Annotated in this window: 16 protein-coding genes and 2 pseudogenes; 7 read left to right on the forward strand and 11 right to left on the reverse strand. The window is 64.4% G+C overall.

The annotated features are described in order from the left end of the window. Position 1 precedes the first annotated feature (1 nt). From metW to CSV86_RS33595, 7 genes and pseudogenes are all read right to left on the reverse strand, one after another. On the reverse strand, positions 2 to 622 hold the full coding sequence (gene metW, locus CSV86_RS27455; protein WP_009396803.1) for a methionine biosynthesis protein MetW: 621 nt from the start codon (positions 620 to 622) through the stop codon (positions 2 to 4). 7 nt (positions 623 to 629) lie between these two features. Then, on the reverse strand, positions 630 to 1,769 hold the full coding sequence (gene metX, locus CSV86_RS27460; RefSeq protein WP_009396805.1) for a homoserine O-succinyltransferase MetX: 1,140 nt from the start codon (positions 1,767 to 1,769) through the stop codon (positions 630 to 632). 272 nt (positions 1,770 to 2,041) lie between these two features. After that, positions 2,042 to 2,632, reverse strand: coding sequence for a YggT family protein (locus CSV86_RS27465; RefSeq protein WP_009396807.1), 591 nt, complete (start codon positions 2,630 to 2,632; stop codon positions 2,042 to 2,044). 10 nt (positions 2,633 to 2,642) lie between these two features. Beyond that, positions 2,643 to 3,461 carry a pyrroline-5-carboxylate reductase gene (gene proC, locus CSV86_RS27470; RefSeq protein WP_009396809.1) on the reverse strand — a complete coding sequence of 273 codons (819 nt, stop codon included), beginning with the start codon at positions 3,459 to 3,461 and terminating at the stop codon, positions 2,643 to 2,645. 38 nt (positions 3,462 to 3,499) lie between these two features. Further along, entirely contained in the window at positions 3,500 to 4,186 is a 687-nt protein-coding gene (locus tag CSV86_RS27475) for a YggS family pyridoxal phosphate-dependent enzyme (protein WP_009396811.1), read from the reverse strand. Positions 4,187 to 4,378: 192 nt separating this feature from the next. Beyond that, positions 4,379 to 4,813, reverse strand: a pseudogene (locus tag CSV86_RS27480) (C40 family peptidase); the annotation flags it as partial. An 80-nt stretch (positions 4,814 to 4,893) separates the two neighbouring features. Continuing rightward, positions 4,894 to 5,011, reverse strand: a pseudogene (locus tag CSV86_RS33595) (peptidase P60); the annotation flags it as partial. A gap of 155 nt (positions 5,012 to 5,166) precedes the next feature. Here CSV86_RS33595 and CSV86_RS27485 point away from each other — a divergent pair. Further along, entirely contained in the window at positions 5,167 to 5,586 is a 420-nt protein-coding gene (locus tag CSV86_RS27485; RefSeq protein ID WP_009396815.1) for an NINE protein, read from the forward strand. Positions 5,587 to 5,634: 48 nt separating this feature from the next. Here the strand turns inward: CSV86_RS27485 and CSV86_RS27490 are convergent, their stop codons facing one another. From CSV86_RS27490 to CSV86_RS27500, 3 genes are all read right to left on the reverse strand, one after another. Then, complete coding sequence (locus CSV86_RS27490) at positions 5,635 to 6,324, reverse strand: SPOR domain-containing protein (protein ID WP_009396816.1); 690 nt, start codon at positions 6,322 to 6,324, stop codon at positions 5,635 to 5,637. Position 6,325: 1 nt separating this feature from the next. Then, positions 6,326 to 8,062, reverse strand: a complete 1,737-nt coding sequence (gene argS / locus CSV86_RS27495) for an arginine--tRNA ligase (protein WP_009396817.1) — start codon at positions 8,060 to 8,062, stop codon at positions 6,326 to 6,328. A 105-nt stretch (positions 8,063 to 8,167) separates the two neighbouring features. Further along, on the reverse strand, positions 8,168 to 10,387 hold the full coding sequence (locus CSV86_RS27500; protein ID WP_009396818.1) for a primosomal protein N': 2,220 nt from the start codon (positions 10,385 to 10,387) through the stop codon (positions 8,168 to 8,170). A 170-nt stretch (positions 10,388 to 10,557) separates the two neighbouring features. Between CSV86_RS27500 and rpmE the strand changes: the two genes are divergently transcribed. The 3 genes from rpmE to CSV86_RS27515 all read left to right on the forward strand — a co-directional run bounded on the left by rpmE (position 10,558) and on the right by CSV86_RS27515 (position 13,033). Continuing rightward, the gene (gene rpmE, locus CSV86_RS27505; protein ID WP_009396819.1) at positions 10,558 to 10,773 is read left to right on the forward strand and encodes a 50S ribosomal protein L31; all 216 of its coding nucleotides are present in this window, start codon (positions 10,558 to 10,560) and stop codon (positions 10,771 to 10,773) included. A gap of 59 nt (positions 10,774 to 10,832) precedes the next feature. Next, positions 10,833 to 11,594: a thermonuclease family protein gene (locus CSV86_RS27510; protein ID WP_080604731.1), complete on the forward strand. Its 762-nt coding sequence runs from the start codon at positions 10,833 to 10,835 to the stop codon at positions 11,592 to 11,594. A 170-nt stretch (positions 11,595 to 11,764) separates the two neighbouring features. Beyond that, positions 11,765 to 13,033: a malic enzyme-like NAD(P)-binding protein gene (locus CSV86_RS27515; protein ID WP_009396821.1), complete on the forward strand. Its 1,269-nt coding sequence runs from the start codon at positions 11,765 to 11,767 to the stop codon at positions 13,031 to 13,033. A gap of 204 nt (positions 13,034 to 13,237) precedes the next feature. Here CSV86_RS27515 and CSV86_RS27520 read toward each other — a convergent pair whose 3' ends face one another. Next, positions 13,238 to 15,667, reverse strand: coding sequence for a penicillin-binding protein 1A (locus CSV86_RS27520; protein ID WP_376699778.1), 2,430 nt, complete (start codon positions 15,665 to 15,667; stop codon positions 13,238 to 13,240). A 202-nt stretch (positions 15,668 to 15,869) separates the two neighbouring features. Between CSV86_RS27520 and pilM the strand changes: the two genes are divergently transcribed. Genes pilM through CSV86_RS27535 form a run of 3 tightly spaced genes read left to right on the forward strand, consistent with a single transcriptional unit; the run spans position 15,870 to position 18,168 of the window. Continuing rightward, entirely contained in the window at positions 15,870 to 16,775 is a 906-nt protein-coding gene (gene pilM / locus CSV86_RS27525; RefSeq protein WP_080604732.1) for a type IV pilus biogenesis protein PilM, read from the forward strand. Beyond that, on the forward strand, positions 16,775 to 17,311 hold the full coding sequence (locus tag CSV86_RS27530) for a PilN domain-containing protein (protein WP_009396824.1): 537 nt from the start codon (positions 16,775 to 16,777) through the stop codon (positions 17,309 to 17,311). The genes pilM and CSV86_RS27530 overlap by 1 nt, the downstream gene beginning before the upstream one ends. Then, positions 17,308 to 18,168 (forward strand): pilus assembly protein PilP, encoded by an 861-nt coding sequence (locus CSV86_RS27535; RefSeq protein WP_009396825.1) that lies wholly within the window; start codon positions 17,308 to 17,310, stop codon positions 18,166 to 18,168. Before CSV86_RS27530 ends, CSV86_RS27535 begins: the two co-directional genes overlap by 4 nt. Positions 18,169 to 18,195: the final 27 nt, after the last annotated feature.

The raw sequence follows: 18,195 nt of genomic DNA on the forward strand, positions 1-18,195 counted from the left end.
GTTATACCGCGACCTTGTGCTCCTGCAGGCCGGGGCTGCTGACACGATAGATACCGATCTCACCTAGAAGATTAGGCCACAGGCGGCCACCCCAACCGTTGCGGTGACGATTGTCCACCGCCAGGCGGTTAAGCACCTGGGCGCGGCGCTCGCTGCACAGGGCCTCGAAGTCCTCGAAGGTGCAGAAGTGGATGTTCGGCGTGTTGTACCAGGTATACGGCATGAAGTCCGAAACCGGCATGCGACCCTTGGTCGCCAGGTACCAGCGGCAGCGCCAGTGGCCGAAGTTGGGGAAGGTGATGATGCACTGGCGGCCGACCCGCAGCATTTCGTCGAGGATCCGGTCCGGGTATTCAACGGCTTGCAGGGCCTGGGTCATGACCACCACGTCGAAGCTGTTGCTGGCGAAGTTGCCCAGGCCCTTGTCGAGGTCCTGCTCGATGACGTTGACGCCCTTGGCCACGCATTCGGCGATGTTGTCGGCGTCGATTTCCAGGCCATAGCCGGTGACCTGCTTGTTGTCGCGCAGCGATGCGAGCAGCTCGCCATTACCGCAACCCAGGTCGAGCACGCGGCTGCCGGCGGGGATCCAGTCCTGGATGATTTCCAAATCGGCTCTCATGGGGTCCTCAGCAGACGATGCGTTTCATGTAGTTGGTGAAGCCCTGGATGTAGCGCGGCGTCGGGATCAGGAAGGCGTCGTGGCCGTAGGGCGAGTCGATGTCCAGGTAGCAGACGTTCTTGCGCGCGGCGATCAGCGCATCGACGATTTCCCGCGAGCGCGCCGGGGAGAAGCGCCAGTCGGTGGTGAAGGACATCACGCAATAGTCCGCGGTCACGTGCGCCAGGCTCGCCGCCAGGTCGCCGCCGTGACGGGCGGCGGGGTCGAAGTAGTCCAGCGCCTTGGTCATCAACAGGTAGGTGTTGGCGTCGAAGCGCCCGGAGAACTCCTCGCCCTGGTAGCGCAGGTAGCTTTCCACCTGGAACTCGACGCTGTGGAAGTCGTAGTTGAGCTTGTCGCTCTTGAGTTCGCGGCCGAATTTCTCGCCCATGGAGTCGTCGGACAGGTAGGTGATATGCCCCACCATGCGCGCCAGCATCAGGCCGCGCTTGGGGATCACGCCCTGGTCCTGGAACGAGCCGCCGTGGAACTCCGGGTCGGTCAGGATGGCCTGGCGGGCGACTTCGTTGAAGGCGATGTTCTGCGCCGACAGCTTGGGTGCCGAGGCGATATCCACGCAATGCCGTACACGATCCGGATAGGTGATGGTCCATTGCAGGGCCTGCATGCCGCCGAGGCTGCCGCCGACGACCGCCGCCCACTGCTGGATGCCCAGGCGATCGGCAAGGCGCGCCTGGCTGTGTACCCAGTCTTCCACGGTCAGGACCGGGAAGTCCGCACCGTAGGGCTTGCCGGTAGCCGGATTGAGGCTGCTCGGGCCGGTGCTGCCGTTGCAGCCGCCGAGGTTGTTCAGGCTGACCACGAAGAAGCGGTTGGTATCGATCGGCTTGCCCGGGCCGATGCAGCTGTCCCACCAGCCCGGCTTGCGGTCGTCGGGCTTGTGGTAGCCGGCGGCATGGTGATGGCCGGACAGCGCATGGCAGATCAGCACGGCATTGCTGGCAGTGCTGTTGAGCGTGCCGTAGGTTTCGTAGATCAGCTCGTAGGCGGCCAGCGAGCGGCCACAGGCGAGGGCCAGCGGTTCATCGAACCGGGCGATTTGCGGTGTAACCAGACCGACGGAATCTTCGGGAAGGACAGTGGACATCGACCCTGCTCACGCGTGAATGACGCGTCAGTCTAAAGACCACCGGGAGGAGCGGCAAGCAATGTGCCAAGTGAATCGCGGCGATCGCATCGCTGGCAAGCCAGCTCCCACAGGTCCGCGTGCAGTGCTGCAGAAATTGTCTTGTCACTGATGGCCTCATCGCCGGCAAGCCGGCTCCCACAGGGTTTTGGGTCAGTCACAAGATTTGTGCTCGACGCGGACCTGTGGGAGCTGGCTTGCCAGCGATGAGGCCATCAGCAACAGCGGTGAAATCAGATCAGGCGACGCAGCACTTCCGGCATCCCGGTCATCAGCGCCAGGTTGTTGATCACCAGCATGTCGATCAGCTTCAGCACCATGAACGCGAGGATCGGCGAGATGTCCAGGCCGCCGAGGTTCGGCAGGATGCGACGGAACGGCGCCAGGAACGGATCGCAGATCTGGTTGATCAGCTCGGCGCCCGGATTATGGCTGCCCGGAGCGACCCAGGAGAGGATCACGCTGATGATCAGTGCGTAGAAGAAGATGTTGAGGAACAGCGCGGTGACCCCGATCAGCGCCCAGATCAGCAGGCTCAGCGGATTGCCGGCGGTGCCGTAGAGCAGCACGAGGATCACGCCCATCAGCAGCATCTGCACGATGATCGCCAGCACCAGCGACGACATGTCCAGGCCGAACACGCTGGGGATGATCCGGCGCATCGGCTTGAGCAGCGGCTGGGTCGCGCGCACGGCGAACTGACTCAGCGGGTTGTAGAAGTCGGCGCGGACCAGTTGCAGGATGAAGCGCAGCATGATCACCAGCAGGTACAGGCTGCCCAGGGTCTGCAGGATGAAGACGGCGGCGGAACTCAATCCGATCATGTAAGGCTCCTTAGTTGCCCAGTTGTTCGGCCATTTCGGCCGAGCGGTGCGCGGCGGCGCCCAGTGCTTGTTCTACCAGTGCCTCGAAACCGTTGGCCTGGAAGGATTTGATCGCCGCTTCGGTGGTGCCGTTTGGCGAGGTTACCCGGCGGCGCAGCTCGGCAGCGTCGACATCGCTGGACACTGCCATGTGGGCGGCGCCAAGGGCGGTTTGCAGGGTCAGTTTCGAGGCGGTCTCGCGGGACAGGCCAAGCTTCTCGCCGGCGGCGGTCATTGCCTCGATCAGCAGGAAGAAGTAAGCCGGGCCGCTGCCGGACACGGCCGTGACCGCATCCAGCTGGGCCTCGCTGTCCAGCCACAGGGCGATGCCTACGGCCGACAGCAGTTGCTCGGCCTGCTGGCGCTGCTCGACGCTGACTTCGTCGGTGGCGTACAGGCCGCTGACGCCCTGGCGCAGCAGGGCCGGTGTATTGGGCATGCAGCGCACGATGGGCTGGGCGCCGAGCCATTTTTTCATGCTGGCGCAGGTGATGCCGGCGGCGATCGAGACCACCAGCTGTCCGGGCTTCAGGCTCGGTTTGAGTGCTTCGCAGACGGCTTTCATCGCCTGTGGCTTGACCGACAGCACCACCACATCGGCGCCCTCGATGGCTTCGGCGTTGCTTTCGAACAGGTCGATGCCGTGCTCGGCGTGGATCTTCGCCCGCTGTTCGGCGCCCGGATCGCTGGCGCGGATCTGCGCCGCTTCCAGGCCCTGGGCGCGCAGGCCGCCGATCAGGCTGGCGGCCATGTTGCCGGCGCCGATAAAGGCAATACGAGTCTTGCTCATGTCAGGTCCTTGCGAGAAGAAAAGGAAAAAAGCATGGATCAGGCCTGGCCGTAGTCGCGGGCACCGAACAGCGCGGTGCCGATGCGGACCCAGGTCGCGCCCTGGGCGATGGCGCTCTCCAGGTCATGGCTCATGCCCATGGACAGGGTGTCGAGGCCCAGGCCCAGGCTGTCCTGCAATTCGCGCACGCGGGCGAAGGCGGCATCCTGGGCGGCGCGGTCGTCGGTGGGTTCGGGAATCGCCATCAGGCCGCGCAGGCGCAGCCTGGGCAACGCAGCGACGGCCTGGGCCAGGGCCGGCAGTTCCTGTGGCGTGCAGCCGGATTTGCTGGCTTCGCCGCTGACGTTGACCTGCAGGCACAGGTTCAGCGGCGCCAGGTGGTCGGGGCGCTGTTCGGAAAGGCGTTGTGCGATTTTCAGTCGGTCCACCGAATGTACCCAATCGAAATGCTCGGCGATGGCGCGAGTCTTGTTCGACTGAATGGGGCCGATGAAGTGCCAGGTCAAGGGCAGGTCGGCCAATTCCGCCTGTTTGCCCAGGGCTTCCTGAAGATAGTTCTCGCCGATGTTGCGTACCCCGGCGGCGAAGGCTTCGCGCACGGCGCTGGCGGGCTTGGTCTTGCTCACGGCCAGCAACTGGATGTCCGCCGGATCGCGACCGGCTGCCGTGGCGGCGGCCTGGATGCGGGCGGCGAGGGTGGAAAGGTTGTCTGCTAGGGTGGACATGGGATCGATGCCGGCAGCTTTGGGTCCGGGGCATTCTACCCGCTTGTCGGGGCTTTATGGCACTAGGCCGGGTGGCGGGGTGCTGCTGGTGGCCTCATCGCTGGCAAGCCAGCTCCCACAGGTTTAGCGGTGCACGCGGTCCCTGTGGGGCTTGCCAGCGATGAGGCCATCAGCATCAATAAAAATGCGGGATCAGCGCTTGGCCAGGCGAAGCTCTTGTTGCTGTTGCGGCAACACGCGCTTGGCGACCACGTAGTGCTTTTGCCAGTACGGCTTGTTCAGCGTGTCGATGGTCACGTTCTTGCCGGTACGAGGGGCATGGATGAAGCGGTCGTTGCCCAGGTAGATGGCCACGTGATTGACGCGGCGGCTGCGAATGTTGAAGAACAGCAGGTCCCCAGGCTTGAGGTCCTTGCGCTCGACCTTCACGCCATGATCGCCGTTGGCCATGGCATTGGAAGTGCGCGGCAGGTCTACTTCGTCGATGTCGTTGAAGGCGTACTTGACCAGCCCGCTGCAATCGAAACCCTTGCCCGGCGTGCTGCCGCCCCAGCGATAGGGCGTGCCCAGCTGGTTGACGGCGCGGCTGAGCACGTCGCTGCTCTGGCTGGCGGGCATCTGCGCGACGACCTGCCTGGCAGCGGCGTGGGTCGCCCGGCGAGAAAGATGGGATTTGCCGGAGCTACTCTTGTTCGAGCGAACCGCGGTGGCGTTGGCGGTATAGCCGACATATCCGTTGGGAAGACGTTGCTCACGGTTGGTGGCGTGGGCGGCCAGTGGCATCAATAGGCAAATGGTCAGCCATGTCTTGAAAAAAGAACGCATTAGGCAAGGCTCTTGTAGGTGTTGGCGCGCAACTTTATAACAGCTTTTTTGTCAGTTTCTGGTCCGCTGGTCGTCTCGGAACTGTCATACGTCGGTAAGTTCCAAAAAAGTCACATCATTTTTAGATATTTTTTTCCTAACCCTCGAGGCTATGAATGAACGGTTATCAAAACGCAGGACGCCCGGATACGCACAGCAAGGTCATCGGCTACCTGCTGTGGATCTTCGGTTTTCTGGGGGCGCATCGCTTCTACTACGGCAAGCCGGTGACGGGCACCATCTGGTTCTTCACCCTAGGGCTGCTGGGCATCGGCTGGATCATCGACCTGTTCCTGATCCCGGCCATGGACCGCGAAGCCGACCTGCGTTTCCATGCCGGGCCGGTCAACTACAGCGTCACCTGGCTGCTGCTGACCTTCCTCGGGGTCTTCGGTGTGCACCGCATGTTCATGGGCAAGTGGATCACCGGGCTGATCTACCTGTTCACCGGCGGGCTGTTCCTGATCGGTGTGCTTTACGACTTCTGGACGCTGAATACCCAGATTTCGATGAAGAACGCGCAAGAGCGCTACTAAGCAAAAAGGCCCTGATTCGCATCAGGGCCTTTTTGTGTGCGGCGGGGATTACTGACGGGTCTGGCGCTGCTGCAACAGCAGGTTGTTGAAGCCGCTGCCGGCCAGTTGCTTCTGCGCTACGGTCAGCTGTTCGCGGTTGCTGAACGGGCCGACCAGCACGCGGTACCAGGTCTCTTCCTTCACCGTGCCGGACTCTACCTGCACCGATTGCCCGAGCAGGATGATCTGTGCCCGAACCTTGTCCGCGTCCGCCTGTTTGCGGAACGAGCCAGCCTGTAGATAGAACTGCGTGGTGGCTGCGGGCTTGATCACCGGTGGCGCTGGCGGCGGCGTTTCGCCATTGAGCGCGGCCTGCGCCCGTGCCGTGTCGATCTTCGCGGCTTCGGCCGGGGTTACCGGTGGTTGCGCCGGGACCGGCGGGGTTTTCTCCGGCACCGCTTCCGGCGGCACTATGACTTCCGACTCCGGCAGCAAGGTGTAGAAGTCGTACTTCGGCTTGACCGGCGCCTGCGGGCTTGGCGGGGTCTTGTTGGCCTCGGCGATCTTCTCGGCTTTCTGCTGCTCGGGCTTCTCCCGCTTCACCTCATCGCGGCCCGGCTCCAGCTTCATCAGGAAAACGATGAACGCGCCGATGGTCAGGCCGGCCGCCAGCCACATCCAGCCCGGAATCGGCTTCTTCGCCGCCGGCTGGTTGCGGCTGGCGCCACGCTTGGGAGCAGGTTTTTTCTTGGCAGCCAACTTACATGCGCTCCAGGGTTTCCAGGCCCAGCAGCTCCAGGCCCTGTTTCAGGGTGCGGCCGGTCAGGGCGGCCAGGCGCAGGCGGCTTTGCTGCTGTTCCGGAGTTTCCGCTGCGAGGATCGGGCAGTTCTCGTAGAAGCTGGAGAACAGGCCGGCGACATCGTACAGGTAGCTGCACAGGACGTGCGGGGTGCCTTTCTCCGCGACGTTGTTGAGGATCTCGGCGAATTGCGCCAGGCGCGCGGCGAGGTCCTGTTCCTGCTGGGCCTGCAGCACGATCTGGCCATCGACTTCGCTGAAGTCCTTGCCCAGCTTGCGGAACACGCCGGCGACGCGGGTGTAGGCGTACAGCAGGTAGGGCGCGGTGTTGCCTTCGAAGTTCAGCATCAGGTCGAAGTTGAAGCTGTAGTCGCTGGTGCGGTGCTTGGACAGGTCGGCGTATTTCACCGCGTCGATACCGACCACCTTGGCGATGGCGCGCAGCTCGTCTTCCGGCAGCTCCGGGTTCTTTTCCTTGACCAGGGTGTAGGCGCGCTCTTTGGCCTCGGTCAGCAGGTCGATCAGCTTCACGGTGCCGCCGTCACGGGTCTTGAACGGGCGGCCGTCGGCGCCGTTCATGGTGCCGAAGCCCATGTGCTCGGTCTGCATCGGGTGAGTGATGAAGCCGGCGCGGCGGGCCACTTCGAACACCTGCTGGAAGTGCAGGGCCTGGCGCTGGTCGACGAAGTACAGGGCGCGGTCGGCATGCAGCACGTTGCTGCGGTAGCGCAGGGCGGCCAGGTCGGTGGTGGCGTAGAGATAGCCGCCATCGGCCTTCTGCACGATCACCGGCAGCGGTTCGCCGTCGGCGGTCTTGAATTCTTCGAGGAACACGCACTGGGCGCCGTTGCTCTCGACCAGCAGGCCCTTGGCCTTGAGGTCGTTGACCACGTTGGGCAGGTCGTCGTTGTAGGCACTCTCGCCCATGACGTCGGCCATGGTCAGCTTGACGTTGAGCAGCTCGTAGGTTTTCTGGCAGTGGGACAGGGAAATGTCCTTGAAGCGGGTCCACAGCTTCAGGCACTCGGCATCGCCGGCCTGCAGCTTGACCACCAGGGCGCGGGCACGGTCGGCGAACTCGGGGGATTCGTCGAAACGCTTCTTCGCCGCGCGATAGAAGTTCTCGAGGTCCGACAGCTCGTCGCTGGTGATCGGGTTTTCTTCCAGGTAGGCCATCAGCATGCCGAACTGGGTGCCCCAGTCGCCGACGTGGTTCTGCCGGATCACCTCGTCGCCGAGGAATTCCAGGACCCGGGCCACGGCGTCGCCGATGATGGTGGAACGCAGGTGCCCAACGTGCATTTCCTTGGCCAGGTTCGGCGCGGACAGATCGACCACCACCTTCTGCCTGGCGCCGGCCTTGTGCACGCCAAGCTTGGCGTCGGCCAGGGCGGCATCCAGGCGCGAGGCCAGGGCCTGGGTGTTCTGGAAGAAGTTGAGGAAGCCGGGGCCGGCGATCTCGACCTTGCTCACCTGTGCATCGGCCGGCAGCGCGGCGATGATCTTCTCGGCCAGGTCGCGCGGTTTCAGGCCGGCCGGCTTGGCCAGCATCATGGCGATGTTGCTGGCGAAATCACCGTGGGTCTTGTCCCGGGCGTTTTCCACCTGGATCGCCGGCGACAGCCCTTCAGGCAGCACACCGTCGGCGGTGAGTCGGGTCAGGGCTTGCTGGATGAGCTGGCGAATGGTGTCTTTCATGGGATTCTCTTTCGACCGCAAGCGCGGTGGCGCTTCGGGGCGCAGGTGGAAAAACTGGGCATTATCCGTTGCCGGGCGCGGGTTGCCAACCTTTTGGGGCCGGGCTCAGTACAGGTCCACGGGGTCCACGTCGATGGACCAGCGCACCTGGCGACCGCTCGGCAGCCCCTCCAACACTAGCAGCCAGGCGGCGATCAGCCGGTGCAGCGGCGCTCGTGCATTGGCCTGCAACAGCAGTTGGGCACGGTAGCGGCCCGCACGGCGCTCCATCGGCGCAGGCACCGGACCAAGCAATTCGATGCCATGCAGACCCTGTTCAGCGAGCAAACGTTCGGCGGCGGAGCAGGCTTCGTCGAGAAAACCTTCAGCCTGGCCTGGCTTGTGTGCTTCGGCACGCAGCAGGGCCAGGTGGGCGAACGGCGGCAGGCCTGCGGCGCGGCGCTCGCTCAGGGCCTGTTCGGCGAAGGCGAAATAACCCTGCTCGGTGAGTTGCACCAATAAAGGATGGTCGGCCAGGTGGGTCTGGATGATCACCTTGCCCGGTTCCTCGGCGCGTCCGGCGCGCCCGGCGACCTGGACGATCAGTTGCGCCATGCGCTCGCTGGCGCGGAAGTCGCCGGAAAACAGGCCGCCATCGGCATCGAGGATGGCCACCAGGGTCACCCGCGGGAAGTGATGGCCCTTGGCGAGCATCTGCGTGCCGACCAGGATGCACGGCTGGCCGCGCTGGATGGTGGCGAACAGCTGGTTCATCGCGTCCTTGCGCGCGGTGCTGTCGCGGTCCACCCGCAACACCGGGTAATCCGGGAACAGGATGCCCAGGCGTTCCTCGGCCCGTTCGGTACCGGCACCCACCGGACGCAGGTCGACATGGCTGCATTGCGGGCACTGGCGCGGCACGCGCTCGTCATAGCCGCAGTGATGACAGCGCAACTCGCCGGAGCGCTGGTGCACGGTCATGCGTGCATCGCAGCGCGGGCACTCGGATAGCCAGCCGCAATCGTGGCACAGCAGGGTCGGGGCGAAACCGCGGCGGTTGAGGAACACCAGCACCTGCTGGCCTGCGGCGAGCGTCTGGCCGATGGCCTGCTGCATCGGGCCGCTGATGCCGCTGTCCAGCGGCCGGCTTTTTACATCCAGACGCAGGAATCGTGGTGCCTGGGCGCCGCCGGCCCGATGGTTCAGGCGCAGCAGGCCGTAGCGGCCGGAATGGGCGTTGTGCAGGCTTTCCAGAGACGGCGTCGCCGAGCCCAGCAGGATCGGAATGTTCTCCTGCCGCGCCCGCACCAGGGCCAGGTCGCGGGCGTGGTAGCGCAGGCCTTCCTGCTGTTTATAGGAGCCGTCGTGCTCCTCGTCGATGATGATCAGACCCGGGTTCTTCATCGGCGTAAACAGCGCCGAGCGGGTACCGATGATGATGTCGGCCTCGCCGTCGCGGGCAGCGAGCCAGGCATCCAGGCGTTCGCGGTCGTTGACCGCCGAATGCAGCAGGGCGATGCGTGCATTGAAGCGCTGCTCGAAGCGCGCCAGGGTCTGCGGGCCGAGGTTGATCTCCGGGATCAGCACCAGTGCCTGCTTGCCGGCTTCGAGGGTTTCGCGGATCAGTTGCAGGTAGACCTCGGTCTTGCCGCTGCCGGTCACGCCGGCCAGGAGAAAGGCGTGGAAGGCGCCGAACCCGGCGCGCACGGCATGGAAGGCGGCGCGCTGCTCATCGTTCAGGGGCAGTTCCGGCTGGGCCAGCCAGTGTTCATGGCGGGCCTGCGGGGCGTGGCGGCGGACTTCCACCTGGACCAGCTCCTTGGCCAGCAGCAGGTCGAGGCTGTCCTTGCTCAGCCCGAGTTTGCCGAGCAAGCCATGGGCAACACCGTGGGGATGTTGCGCCAGGGTATTCAGGGCTTCGCGCTGGCGTGGCGCACGGGCGATGCGCGGATCGTCCAGGCGCGCATTCGACGCGACCTGCCAGAAGCGTTCCTGTCGCGCCTCGGCGGGTTCGCCCTGGCGCAGCAGCACCGGCAGCGCCCAGCTCAGGGTATCGCCGAGGCTGTGCTGGTAATACTGGGCGGTCCACAGGCACAGCTTGAACAGCGCCGGCGGCAAGGGCGAGACCGGGTCGAGCAGGGCAATCGCCGGTTTCAGCTTGTCGGCGGGCACTTCGCTGTGTTCGGCCACTTCCACGAGGATGCCGATCATCTCGCGGCGCCCGAAGGGTACACGCACGCGCATGCCGGGCGTCAGCGCCTGGCGGGCCATGTTTGCCGTGGCCCTGTAGTCGAACAGCCTGCGCAAAGGCGAAGGCAGGGCAAGGCGAAGGATGACGTCGGACACGCGCGTTGTTCTCTGTAGGGCTGGTACCAGGTGCCGGCGAGCCTAGCAGACGACGGTCGGTGCGAGCGACATCTTGCGTTGAGGACAGCCTCTGGTATTATTCGCCGCCTAATTACGTGCGGTATTCAACAATGGTGTTGGGTGGCGGCACGCAGTCGAGGAGTTTCACCATGAAACCAGAAGTTCACCCGAATTACGAAGTCGTCGCTGTGACCTGCTCCTGCGGCAACAAGTTCGAAACCCGTTCGACCCTGGCCAAGCCAATGGCGATCGACGTTTGCTCCGAGTGCCACCCGTTCTACACCGGTAAGCAGAAAGTCCTGGACACCGGCGGCCGCGTACAGAAGTTCGCCGACCGTTTCGGCATGTTCGGCACCAAGAAGTAAGTTTGCGCGTGGGGTTACCCGCGTTGCTGAAGAAAGCGCCCCTTGTGGGCGCTTTTTTTATGGCCGTGATCTGGCAGATGCCAGCCCTGGCGCTCTGTCCGACACCGGACAGGCTGGCCATGGTCGGTGTGCGCAACGTGGTGGATGGCGACACGCTGCGCCTGGTCGATGGGCGCAGCGTGCGCCTGATCGGCATCAATGCTCCGGAACTCGCGCGGCGGGGCAGGCCCGGCGAGCCCCTGGCCGAAGCCGCCCGTCGGCGTCTGGCGGCGCTGGTCCGGGAAAGCGGCGGGGTCGTCGGGCTGCGTCCGGGCCGGGAGCCTCGCGACAAATACGGGCGTACTCTGGCCCAGGTGTACGGTCGCTCTGGTGACAATCTCGCGGCCCGCCTGTTGAGCGAGGGGCTCGGATTTCGTGTGGCCGTGGCGCCCAACGTTAGCCAGGTGGCGTGCCAGCGTCAGGCTGAGAAGGCGGCGCGCAAGGCCGGGCGGGGTATCTGGCGGGATGCCCCGGTGCAGAAGGCGAGCGCCTTGCGCCGTTCGGGTTTTGCCCTGGTTGGCGGGAAAGTCAGCGATGTTCGGCGCACTCGCCAGAGTATTCGCATCGAAATGGACGATTCACTGGTGGTGCAGGTGCCAGCACGCTTGTTGCACAGCTTCCCCTCTTCCTTTACCTCCGGTCTGAAAGGCCGCCATCTGGAGGTGCGCGGCTGGGTGCTGGATCGTTCCCGCAGCGCTCGACTGAAACGTGGCGAAAAACGCTGGTTGCTGCCGCTCACTGACGCGAGCATGCTGGAATGGATCGGAAGCAAAAAATTGTGAACATTTTTTACCCTCGATTGTACACAGTGAAAGCCTTGAATTACGCGGGTCTTGGCTGAAAGTCGTAGGTTAAAGGCCTTGACACAAGTGACCGGGCAGTCTTGTCGGCCCATTGCTCTTTGCGTATCCTCGGCGGTCCGTCAGAACAGTAAACAAGCGGAATGCCCACCATGTCAGACCTGAAAACTGCCGCTCTCGAATATCATGCTCAGCCTCGTCCGGGGAAACTGAGCGTCGAGCTCACCAAACCGACCGCAACCGCACGCGACCTGGCGCTGGCCTACAGCCCGGGCGTCGCCGAGCCGGTGCGTGAAATCGGTCGCGATCCTGAGCTGGCATACCAATACACCGGCAAGGGCAACCTGGTCGCGGTGATCTCCGACGGTACCGCCATTCTCGGCCTGGGTAACCTCGGCCCGCTGGCGTCCAAGCCGGTCATGGAAGGCAAGGGTGTTCTGTTCAAGCGTTTCGCCGGTATCGACGTATTCGACATCGAAGTCGACTCCGAAAGCCCGCAAGCCTTCATCGACACCGTCAAGCGCATCTCCATCACCTTCGGTGGCATCAACCTGGAAGACATCAAGGCACCCGAGTGCTTCGAGATCGAGCGCGCCCTGATCGAACAGTGCGACATCCCGGTCTTCCACGATGACCAGCACGGCACTGCGATCGTTACCGCTGCCGGCATGATCAACGCCCTGGAAATCGCCGGCAAGACCCTTGGCGAAGCCAAGATCGTCTGCCTGGGTGCCGGTGCTGCCGCCATCTCCTGCATGAAGCTGCTGGTCAGCATGGGTGCCAAGGTCGAGAACATCTTCATGATCGACCGTTCCGGCGTGATCCACGCTGGCCGTGACGACCTGAACCAGTACAAGGCGGTGTTCGCCCACGCTACCGACAAGCGCACCCTGGCCGATGCCCTGGATGGCGCAGACGTGTTCGTCGGCCTGTCCGGTCCGAACCTGCTGAGCGCGGAAGGCCTGAAGTCGATGGCGGCCAACCCGATCGTCTTCGCCTGCTCCAACCCGGATCCGGAAATCTCCCCGGAACTGGCCCACGCTACCCGTAGCGACGTGATCATGGCTACCGGTCGTTCCGACTACCCGAACCAGGTCAACAACGTACTGGGCTTCCCGTTCATCTTCCGCGGTGCCCTGGACGTTCGCGCCAAGCGCATCAACGAAGAAATGAAGATCGCCGCCGCCAACGCCCTGAAAGACCTGGCCAAGCTGCCGGTGCCGAAGGAAGTCTGCGACGCCTACAACGTCCAGGCACTGGAATTCGGTCGTGGCTACATCATTCCGAAGCCACTGGACCCACGCCTGCTCAACGTCGTTTCCGATGCCGTGGCCAAGGCTGCCATCGAATCCGGCGTAGCGACCCTGCCGTATCCGAAGCACTACCCGCTGAACAGCGTGGATGAAGTGTTCAACGGTTGATCCGCTGAAGTAACAAGAAAAAGCCCCGGCTCGCGAGAGCCGGGGCTTTTTTATTGGGCTGGGGATTTGCTGTGTTCTTCAGGGCCCTATCGCTGGCAAGCCAGCTCCCACAGGTTCAGCGGTGCATGCGGTCCCTGTGGGAGCTGGCTTGTCGGACCGCCGCACCGCAGCGATGAGGCCAGCAAAGCCAATACAGACTCAGGATCAGAACAGATCCATCGGCGCCGCCTCGTCCGCCGGCAGCGGGCTGCCCGGTGCGGTGCCGTTGCCCATTTCGTTCACCGAGGGTGGCGTATCCTCGGCCTTGAACAGCTCGAAGTAGGCGTTCGGCGTGCTCGGCGTCGCCGCCCGGCCGCTGACCGGGTCGATGCGCAGGCTGAGGATGCCTTCCGGCTCCGGCAATTGATGCTCCGGCATGCCCTTCAGCGCCGGCCCCATGAAGTTCATCCAGATCGGCAACGCCACGGTGCCGCCATATTCACGGCGACCCAGGGTTTCCGGTTGGTCGAAGCCGGTCCATACCGTGGTTACGTAGTCGGCGTTGTAGCCGGAGAACCAGGCATCCTTGGATTCGTTGGTGGTGCCGGTCTTGCCGGCCAGGTCGTTGCGGCCCAGGGCCAGGGCGCGGCGGCCGGTGCCGCGCTTGATCACGTCTTCCAGCATGCTGGTGAGGATGTAGCTGGTCCGGCCGTCGATGATCCGCTCGGCGAGCACCGGAGCCTGCGGCTGCGTCGCAGGGGCCTGCTGGCTGTCGGTGATGATCGGCTGTGCCTGTGGCGCAGCGATACCGTCCTGGTCGTCGTGGCCGGCGGGGGTGCGCGCCGGATTGGCGGTAAACAGCGTCTCGCCGTTGCGGCTTTCGATGCGCTCGATCAGGTACGGATTGATCTTGTAGCCGCCGTTGGCAAAGGCGCTCCAGCCGGTGGCGATCTCCATCGGTGTCAGGGTTGCGGTGCCCAGCGCCAGAGACAGGTTGCGTGGCAGGTCCTGCTTGTTGAAGCCGAATTTCGCGATGTAGTCGATGGTACTGTCCACGCCCATGCTCTGCAGCAGGCGGATCGACACCAGGTTGCGCGACTTGTACAACGCCTCGCGCATGCGGATCGGGCCGAGGAAGGTATTGGTGTCGTTCTTCGGTCGCCAGACCTTGTCCAGATACTCGTCGACGAACACGATCGGTGCATCGTTGACCAGGCTGGCGGCGGTGTAGCCGTTATCCAGGGCGGCGCTGTAGACGAACGGCTTGAAGCTCGAGCCTGGCTGGCGCTTGGCCTGGGTGGCACGGTTGTAGTTGCTCTGCTCGAAGGAGAAACCGCCGACCAGGGCGCGGATCGCGCCGGTGTTCGGGTCGAGGGTTACCAGCGCGCTCTGTGCGCCCGGTACCTGGCTGAAGGCCAGGCTGCCATCGTCCTTGCGCCGGACACGGATCAGGTCGCCGACCTGGGCCACGTCGCTGGCTTGCTGCGGTGCGCGACCCTGGCTGTTGGTATTGAGGAACGGACGGGCCCACTTCATGGTGTCCCAGGCCACGCTGGCCTCGTCGCCGTTGCGGGTCAGCACGCGCAGGCCGCTCTTGTCGACCTGGGTAACGATGGCCGGCTCCAGGCCGCCCATCGGGCGCTGCTTGGCCAGTTCCAGCAGCCAGGCGGCGCGGGTCTTGCCCGGCAGGCGCGATTCGGGGCCGCGATAACCGTGACGCTGGTCGTAGTCGGTCAGGCCGTCGAGCACCGCCTTGTTGGCGATTTCCTGCAGGTTGCTCGGAACCGTCGTAGTAACGCGGAAGCCTTCGGTGTAGGCATCGCTGCCGTAGCGTCCGACCATCTCGGCGCGGGCCATTTCGGCGATGTACGGCGCGTTCACTTCCGGCGTCGGCACGTGGTAGCTGGCGTTCAGTGGCTCGGCGAGTGCGGCCTGGTAGCTTGCCTCGTCGATCTTGCCCAGCTTGTACATGCGCCCGAGGATCCAGTCGCGACGCTCCTTGGCCCGCGCCGGGTTGGCCAGCGGGTTGAAGCGCGACGGCGCCTTGGGCAGGCCGGCGATCATGGCCATCTGCGCCAGGCTGATATCGCGGATCGACTTGCCGTAGTACACCTGCGCCGCGGCCTCGATGCCGTAGGCGCGGTTACCCAGGTAGATCTTGTTGACGTACAGCTCGAGGATCTCGTCCTTGGTCAGTTCGCGTTCGATCTGCAAGGCGAGGAGGATCTCGTTGGTCTTGCGCGAGAAGCTGCGTTCGCTGGTCAGGAAGAAGTTCTTCGCCACCTGCATGGTGATGGTGCTGCCGCCGGTCTGGATATGCCCGGACTTGAGCAGTTGCGTGGCGGCACGCATCAGGCTGCTGGGGTCGACACCATAGTGATTGAGGAAATTGTCGTCCTCGGCTGACAGCAATGCCTGAATGAAGTGTGGGGGAATATCCGCAAAACGGATTGGAGACCGCCGCATTTCGCCGAACTCGGCGATCAGCTTGCCGTCACTGCTGTACACCCTCAGCGGTATCTGCAACTGGATGCTTCGCAGTGCCTCGACCGACGGCAGGCTGGGACTAAGATACAGAAACGCGCCGCTCAGACCGAGGACGGCTGCGCAAATGACTGCGACGAAAGACCACCAGAAGAACTTCAGCAGGCGTATCAAGGCGTTGGGGTGTCCAGTTGGGGTTTTGGATTGAGCGCAGGGCCCGGCGGGCCGGAAAACGCTGCGCATTATAAGCAATTTTCACTTCCACGCGGGATTTGCACCGGGTGTCAAGGTGGGGCTGTCGCCTCCCTCGCCAGGACGGCGACTTGCTGCCTTTTTTCAGGACGAAGCTTCAACCACGAACGGGGAAAACAGGATGTTTGGACGCACAGGGCGGGATGCCGGTTCACTGCTGGGAGTAGAAATTGCCTCCGGTACGGTCAGGTTGCTGCAACTGGAGCGGCGTCCGTCAGGGCTGGCCTTGCGGGGGTGGGCGATCGAACCCTTGCCACCGGGCGCACTGGCCGATGGGCGGGTGGTGGCCCATGAGGCGGTTGCCGATGCGCTTGCGCGGGCACGGGCGCGCAGCGGTGCGAGCACTCGTGAAGCTGCACTGGCGGTGCCCTCTGCGGCGGTCATCCAGCATGCGGTGGCGATGCCGCCAGGGCTGGACGACGATGAAATCGACGAGCGGTTACGCGACGAGGCCGAGCAGTTCATTCCATTTGCGGTGGAGGAGGCGGCGCTGGACTATCGGGTTGTTCCCGGCACGCCGGGCATGCTCAACGTAGCGTTCACGGCCTGTCGCCAGGAGTGGCTGGATAGCCTGCAGCGGGTAATGGGGCTGGCAGGGTTGCAGGCGCGAATCGTCGATATCGACAGCCACGCCTGGCAGCGGGTACTGGCTCGACAGGCCTTGGCGTCGTCCGCGGTGGTGCTGCTGGAGCCGGAGGCCTGGGGGTTCCATGGTTTCGGCGCGGATGGCGGGCTGGCGTTCAGCGAGCGCCAGATGCCCCTGGAGCCGCGGCTCGACATGCTGGTGGAATTCGTCGATCAGTGCCTGTTGCGAGAACCCGGTGCCATGCCGGATCGGCTGTGGCTGGCCGGTGCCCATGCGGATCGCGACGGGCTCGGCGGGCAGTTGCAGCGACGCCTGGGCATTGCCGCGCGGGTTTTCGATCCCTTGGCAGGGCTGTTGCTGCCAGGGAACGACGACGGATTGCAGGAGGCCGCGCCCTTGCTTGGCGTTGCCACCGGCCTGGCCTTGAGGGGCTGCAACTGATGGCCGGGGTCAACCTCCTGCCGTGGCGCGAATGGCGGCGCCGGCAAGCGATCCGGCGATGGCAAGGGATGTTGTTCGGTAGCCTGGTGGCGGGCGCATTGCTATCAGTAGTGGGCGTCGCAGTGCTGGACCAGCGTCTGGAGCGTCAGGCAGGGGCCAATGCGCGGCTGGATGAACGCATCGCCGGGCTTGCCGAAAAGCTGGAGCAGGTCACGCTGCTGGGAGAGCGGATCGATGCCTTGCAGGCGCAATCGGACGAATTGCAGGGGCTGCAGCAGCGACAGGGCAGTGGCGGCGACCTGCTTTTTCACCTCATGCATATCGTTCCGGCGGGAGCCAGGCTGAGCGAACTGCATATGGCCGACGGTGAGCTGGGTCTCTCCGGCCTGGCGCGCAGTGGTGCCGAAGTAGCGCAGTTGCTGCGCAACCTGCGCCAGTCGCCGGGCCTGGGGGCGCCGGATCTACAGGAACTGGCGTCTTCGCCGGCGGGTGAGCGCTTCCGTGTGTCGGTAAGCCTCCAGCGGCCGGCGCCATGAATCTCGCGCTGATCGACGACCTGCTGGACTGGCGCCTGCTGCTGCGCTGGCCGTGGTGGGCGAAGGGCGCGCTGCTGGCTGCATGCCTGTCGCTGCCGCCGGGGCTGGTCCTTGGTTTCCACGGTCGCGGAGTGCTCGATTCCATCGCCCGGGCGCAGGAGCGGCACGACCAGCTGCAGCAGCAATGGCAGACGCGTTCGGCAAAGGTGGATACCCATGCGGAACAACAGGCGCAGCTTGCACGACTGGAAGACGACCTGCGGCGCAGGCAGCGCGAGCTGTTCGACGAAGATGGCCTGGCGAGCCTGTTGCAGAGCCTTGGCCAATTGGGCGCAGGGTTGTCTTTCGAGCAGGTCTCGGCGCTGGAGCCCGAGCAGCAGCCGAACCATGTCGAACTGCCGCTGCTGGTGCGTGTGTCCGGGGATTACCGGGCCCTGAAGCGCTTTCTCGCGGGGCTGGGTGGCTTGGAAAGGCTGGTGACATTGCATGAGGTGCACCTGGTCGCGACGGACGAGGCCTCGCCCGGGGTATTGCGCCTGGGGTTGCGGCTGCAGGCTTACCGGGCGCTTCAGTCGGGTGCGGTCGCAGTAACGGCCGTGGCGCCATCTACGCAGGTGCACAACCCGTTCGAGCCGTTTGTCTCGAACGTGGCTGAAGTGTCCCTGGATCAGGTGCGGATGGTGGGTTATCTGCGGGACCCGAAGGGGCAGGCGGCGCTGGTTCGTCTTGGGGCGGAGGTGCATTTGCTGCGAAAAGGCGACCGCATCGGCTCGGGCCAGGTGGTGGCAATAGAGGAGGGGCGGGTGGAGCTTCAGGGCGTCGCGACAGGGATAGCGCGGGTGCTGAGGCTCTTCTAAAGCAGGACGCGGACCCTGTGGGAGCTG

This window comes from Pseudomonas bharatica CSV86, from assembly GCF_000319305.2.
GTDB classification, from domain to species: domain Bacteria; phylum Pseudomonadota; class Gammaproteobacteria; order Pseudomonadales; family Pseudomonadaceae; genus Aquipseudomonas; species Aquipseudomonas bharatica.

Bases quoted from the DNA above. Each gene is read 5' to 3' on its own strand.
- metX (WP_009396805.1), bottom strand. From the start codon at position 1,769: ATGTCCACTGTCCTTCCCGAAGATTCCGTCGGTCTGGTTACACCGCAA.
- CSV86_RS27465 (WP_009396807.1), bottom strand. From the start codon at position 2,632: ATGATCGGATTGAGTTCCGCCGCCGTCTTCATCCTGCAGACCCTGGGC.
- pilM (WP_080604732.1), top strand. From the start codon at position 15,870: ATGTTTGGACGCACAGGGCGGGATGCCGGTTCACTGCTGGGAGTAGAA.
- rpmE (WP_009396819.1), top strand. From the start codon at position 10,558: ATGAAACCAGAAGTTCACCCGAATTACGAAGTCGTCGCTGTGACCTGC.
- CSV86_RS27515 (WP_009396821.1), top strand. From the start codon at position 11,765: ATGTCAGACCTGAAAACTGCCGCTCTCGAATATCATGCTCAGCCTCGT.
- CSV86_RS27535 (WP_009396825.1), top strand. From the start codon at position 17,308: ATGAATCTCGCGCTGATCGACGACCTGCTGGACTGGCGCCTGCTGCTG.
- proC (WP_009396809.1), bottom strand. From the start codon at position 3,461: ATGAGCAAGACTCGTATTGCCTTTATCGGCGCCGGCAACATGGCCGCC.
- metW (WP_009396803.1), bottom strand. From the start codon at position 622: ATGAGAGCCGATTTGGAAATCATCCAGGACTGGATCCCCGCCGGCAGC.
- argS (WP_009396817.1), bottom strand. From the start codon at position 8,062: ATGAAAGACACCATTCGCCAGCTCATCCAGCAAGCCCTGACCCGACTC.
- CSV86_RS27475 (WP_009396811.1), bottom strand. From the start codon at position 4,186: ATGTCCACCCTAGCAGACAACCTTTCCACCCTCGCCGCCCGCATCCAG.
- CSV86_RS27485 (WP_009396815.1), top strand. From the start codon at position 5,167: ATGAACGGTTATCAAAACGCAGGACGCCCGGATACGCACAGCAAGGTC.
- CSV86_RS27510 (WP_080604731.1), top strand. From the start codon at position 10,833: ATGGCCGTGATCTGGCAGATGCCAGCCCTGGCGCTCTGTCCGACACCG.
- CSV86_RS27530 (WP_009396824.1), top strand. From the start codon at position 16,775: ATGGCCGGGGTCAACCTCCTGCCGTGGCGCGAATGGCGGCGCCGGCAA.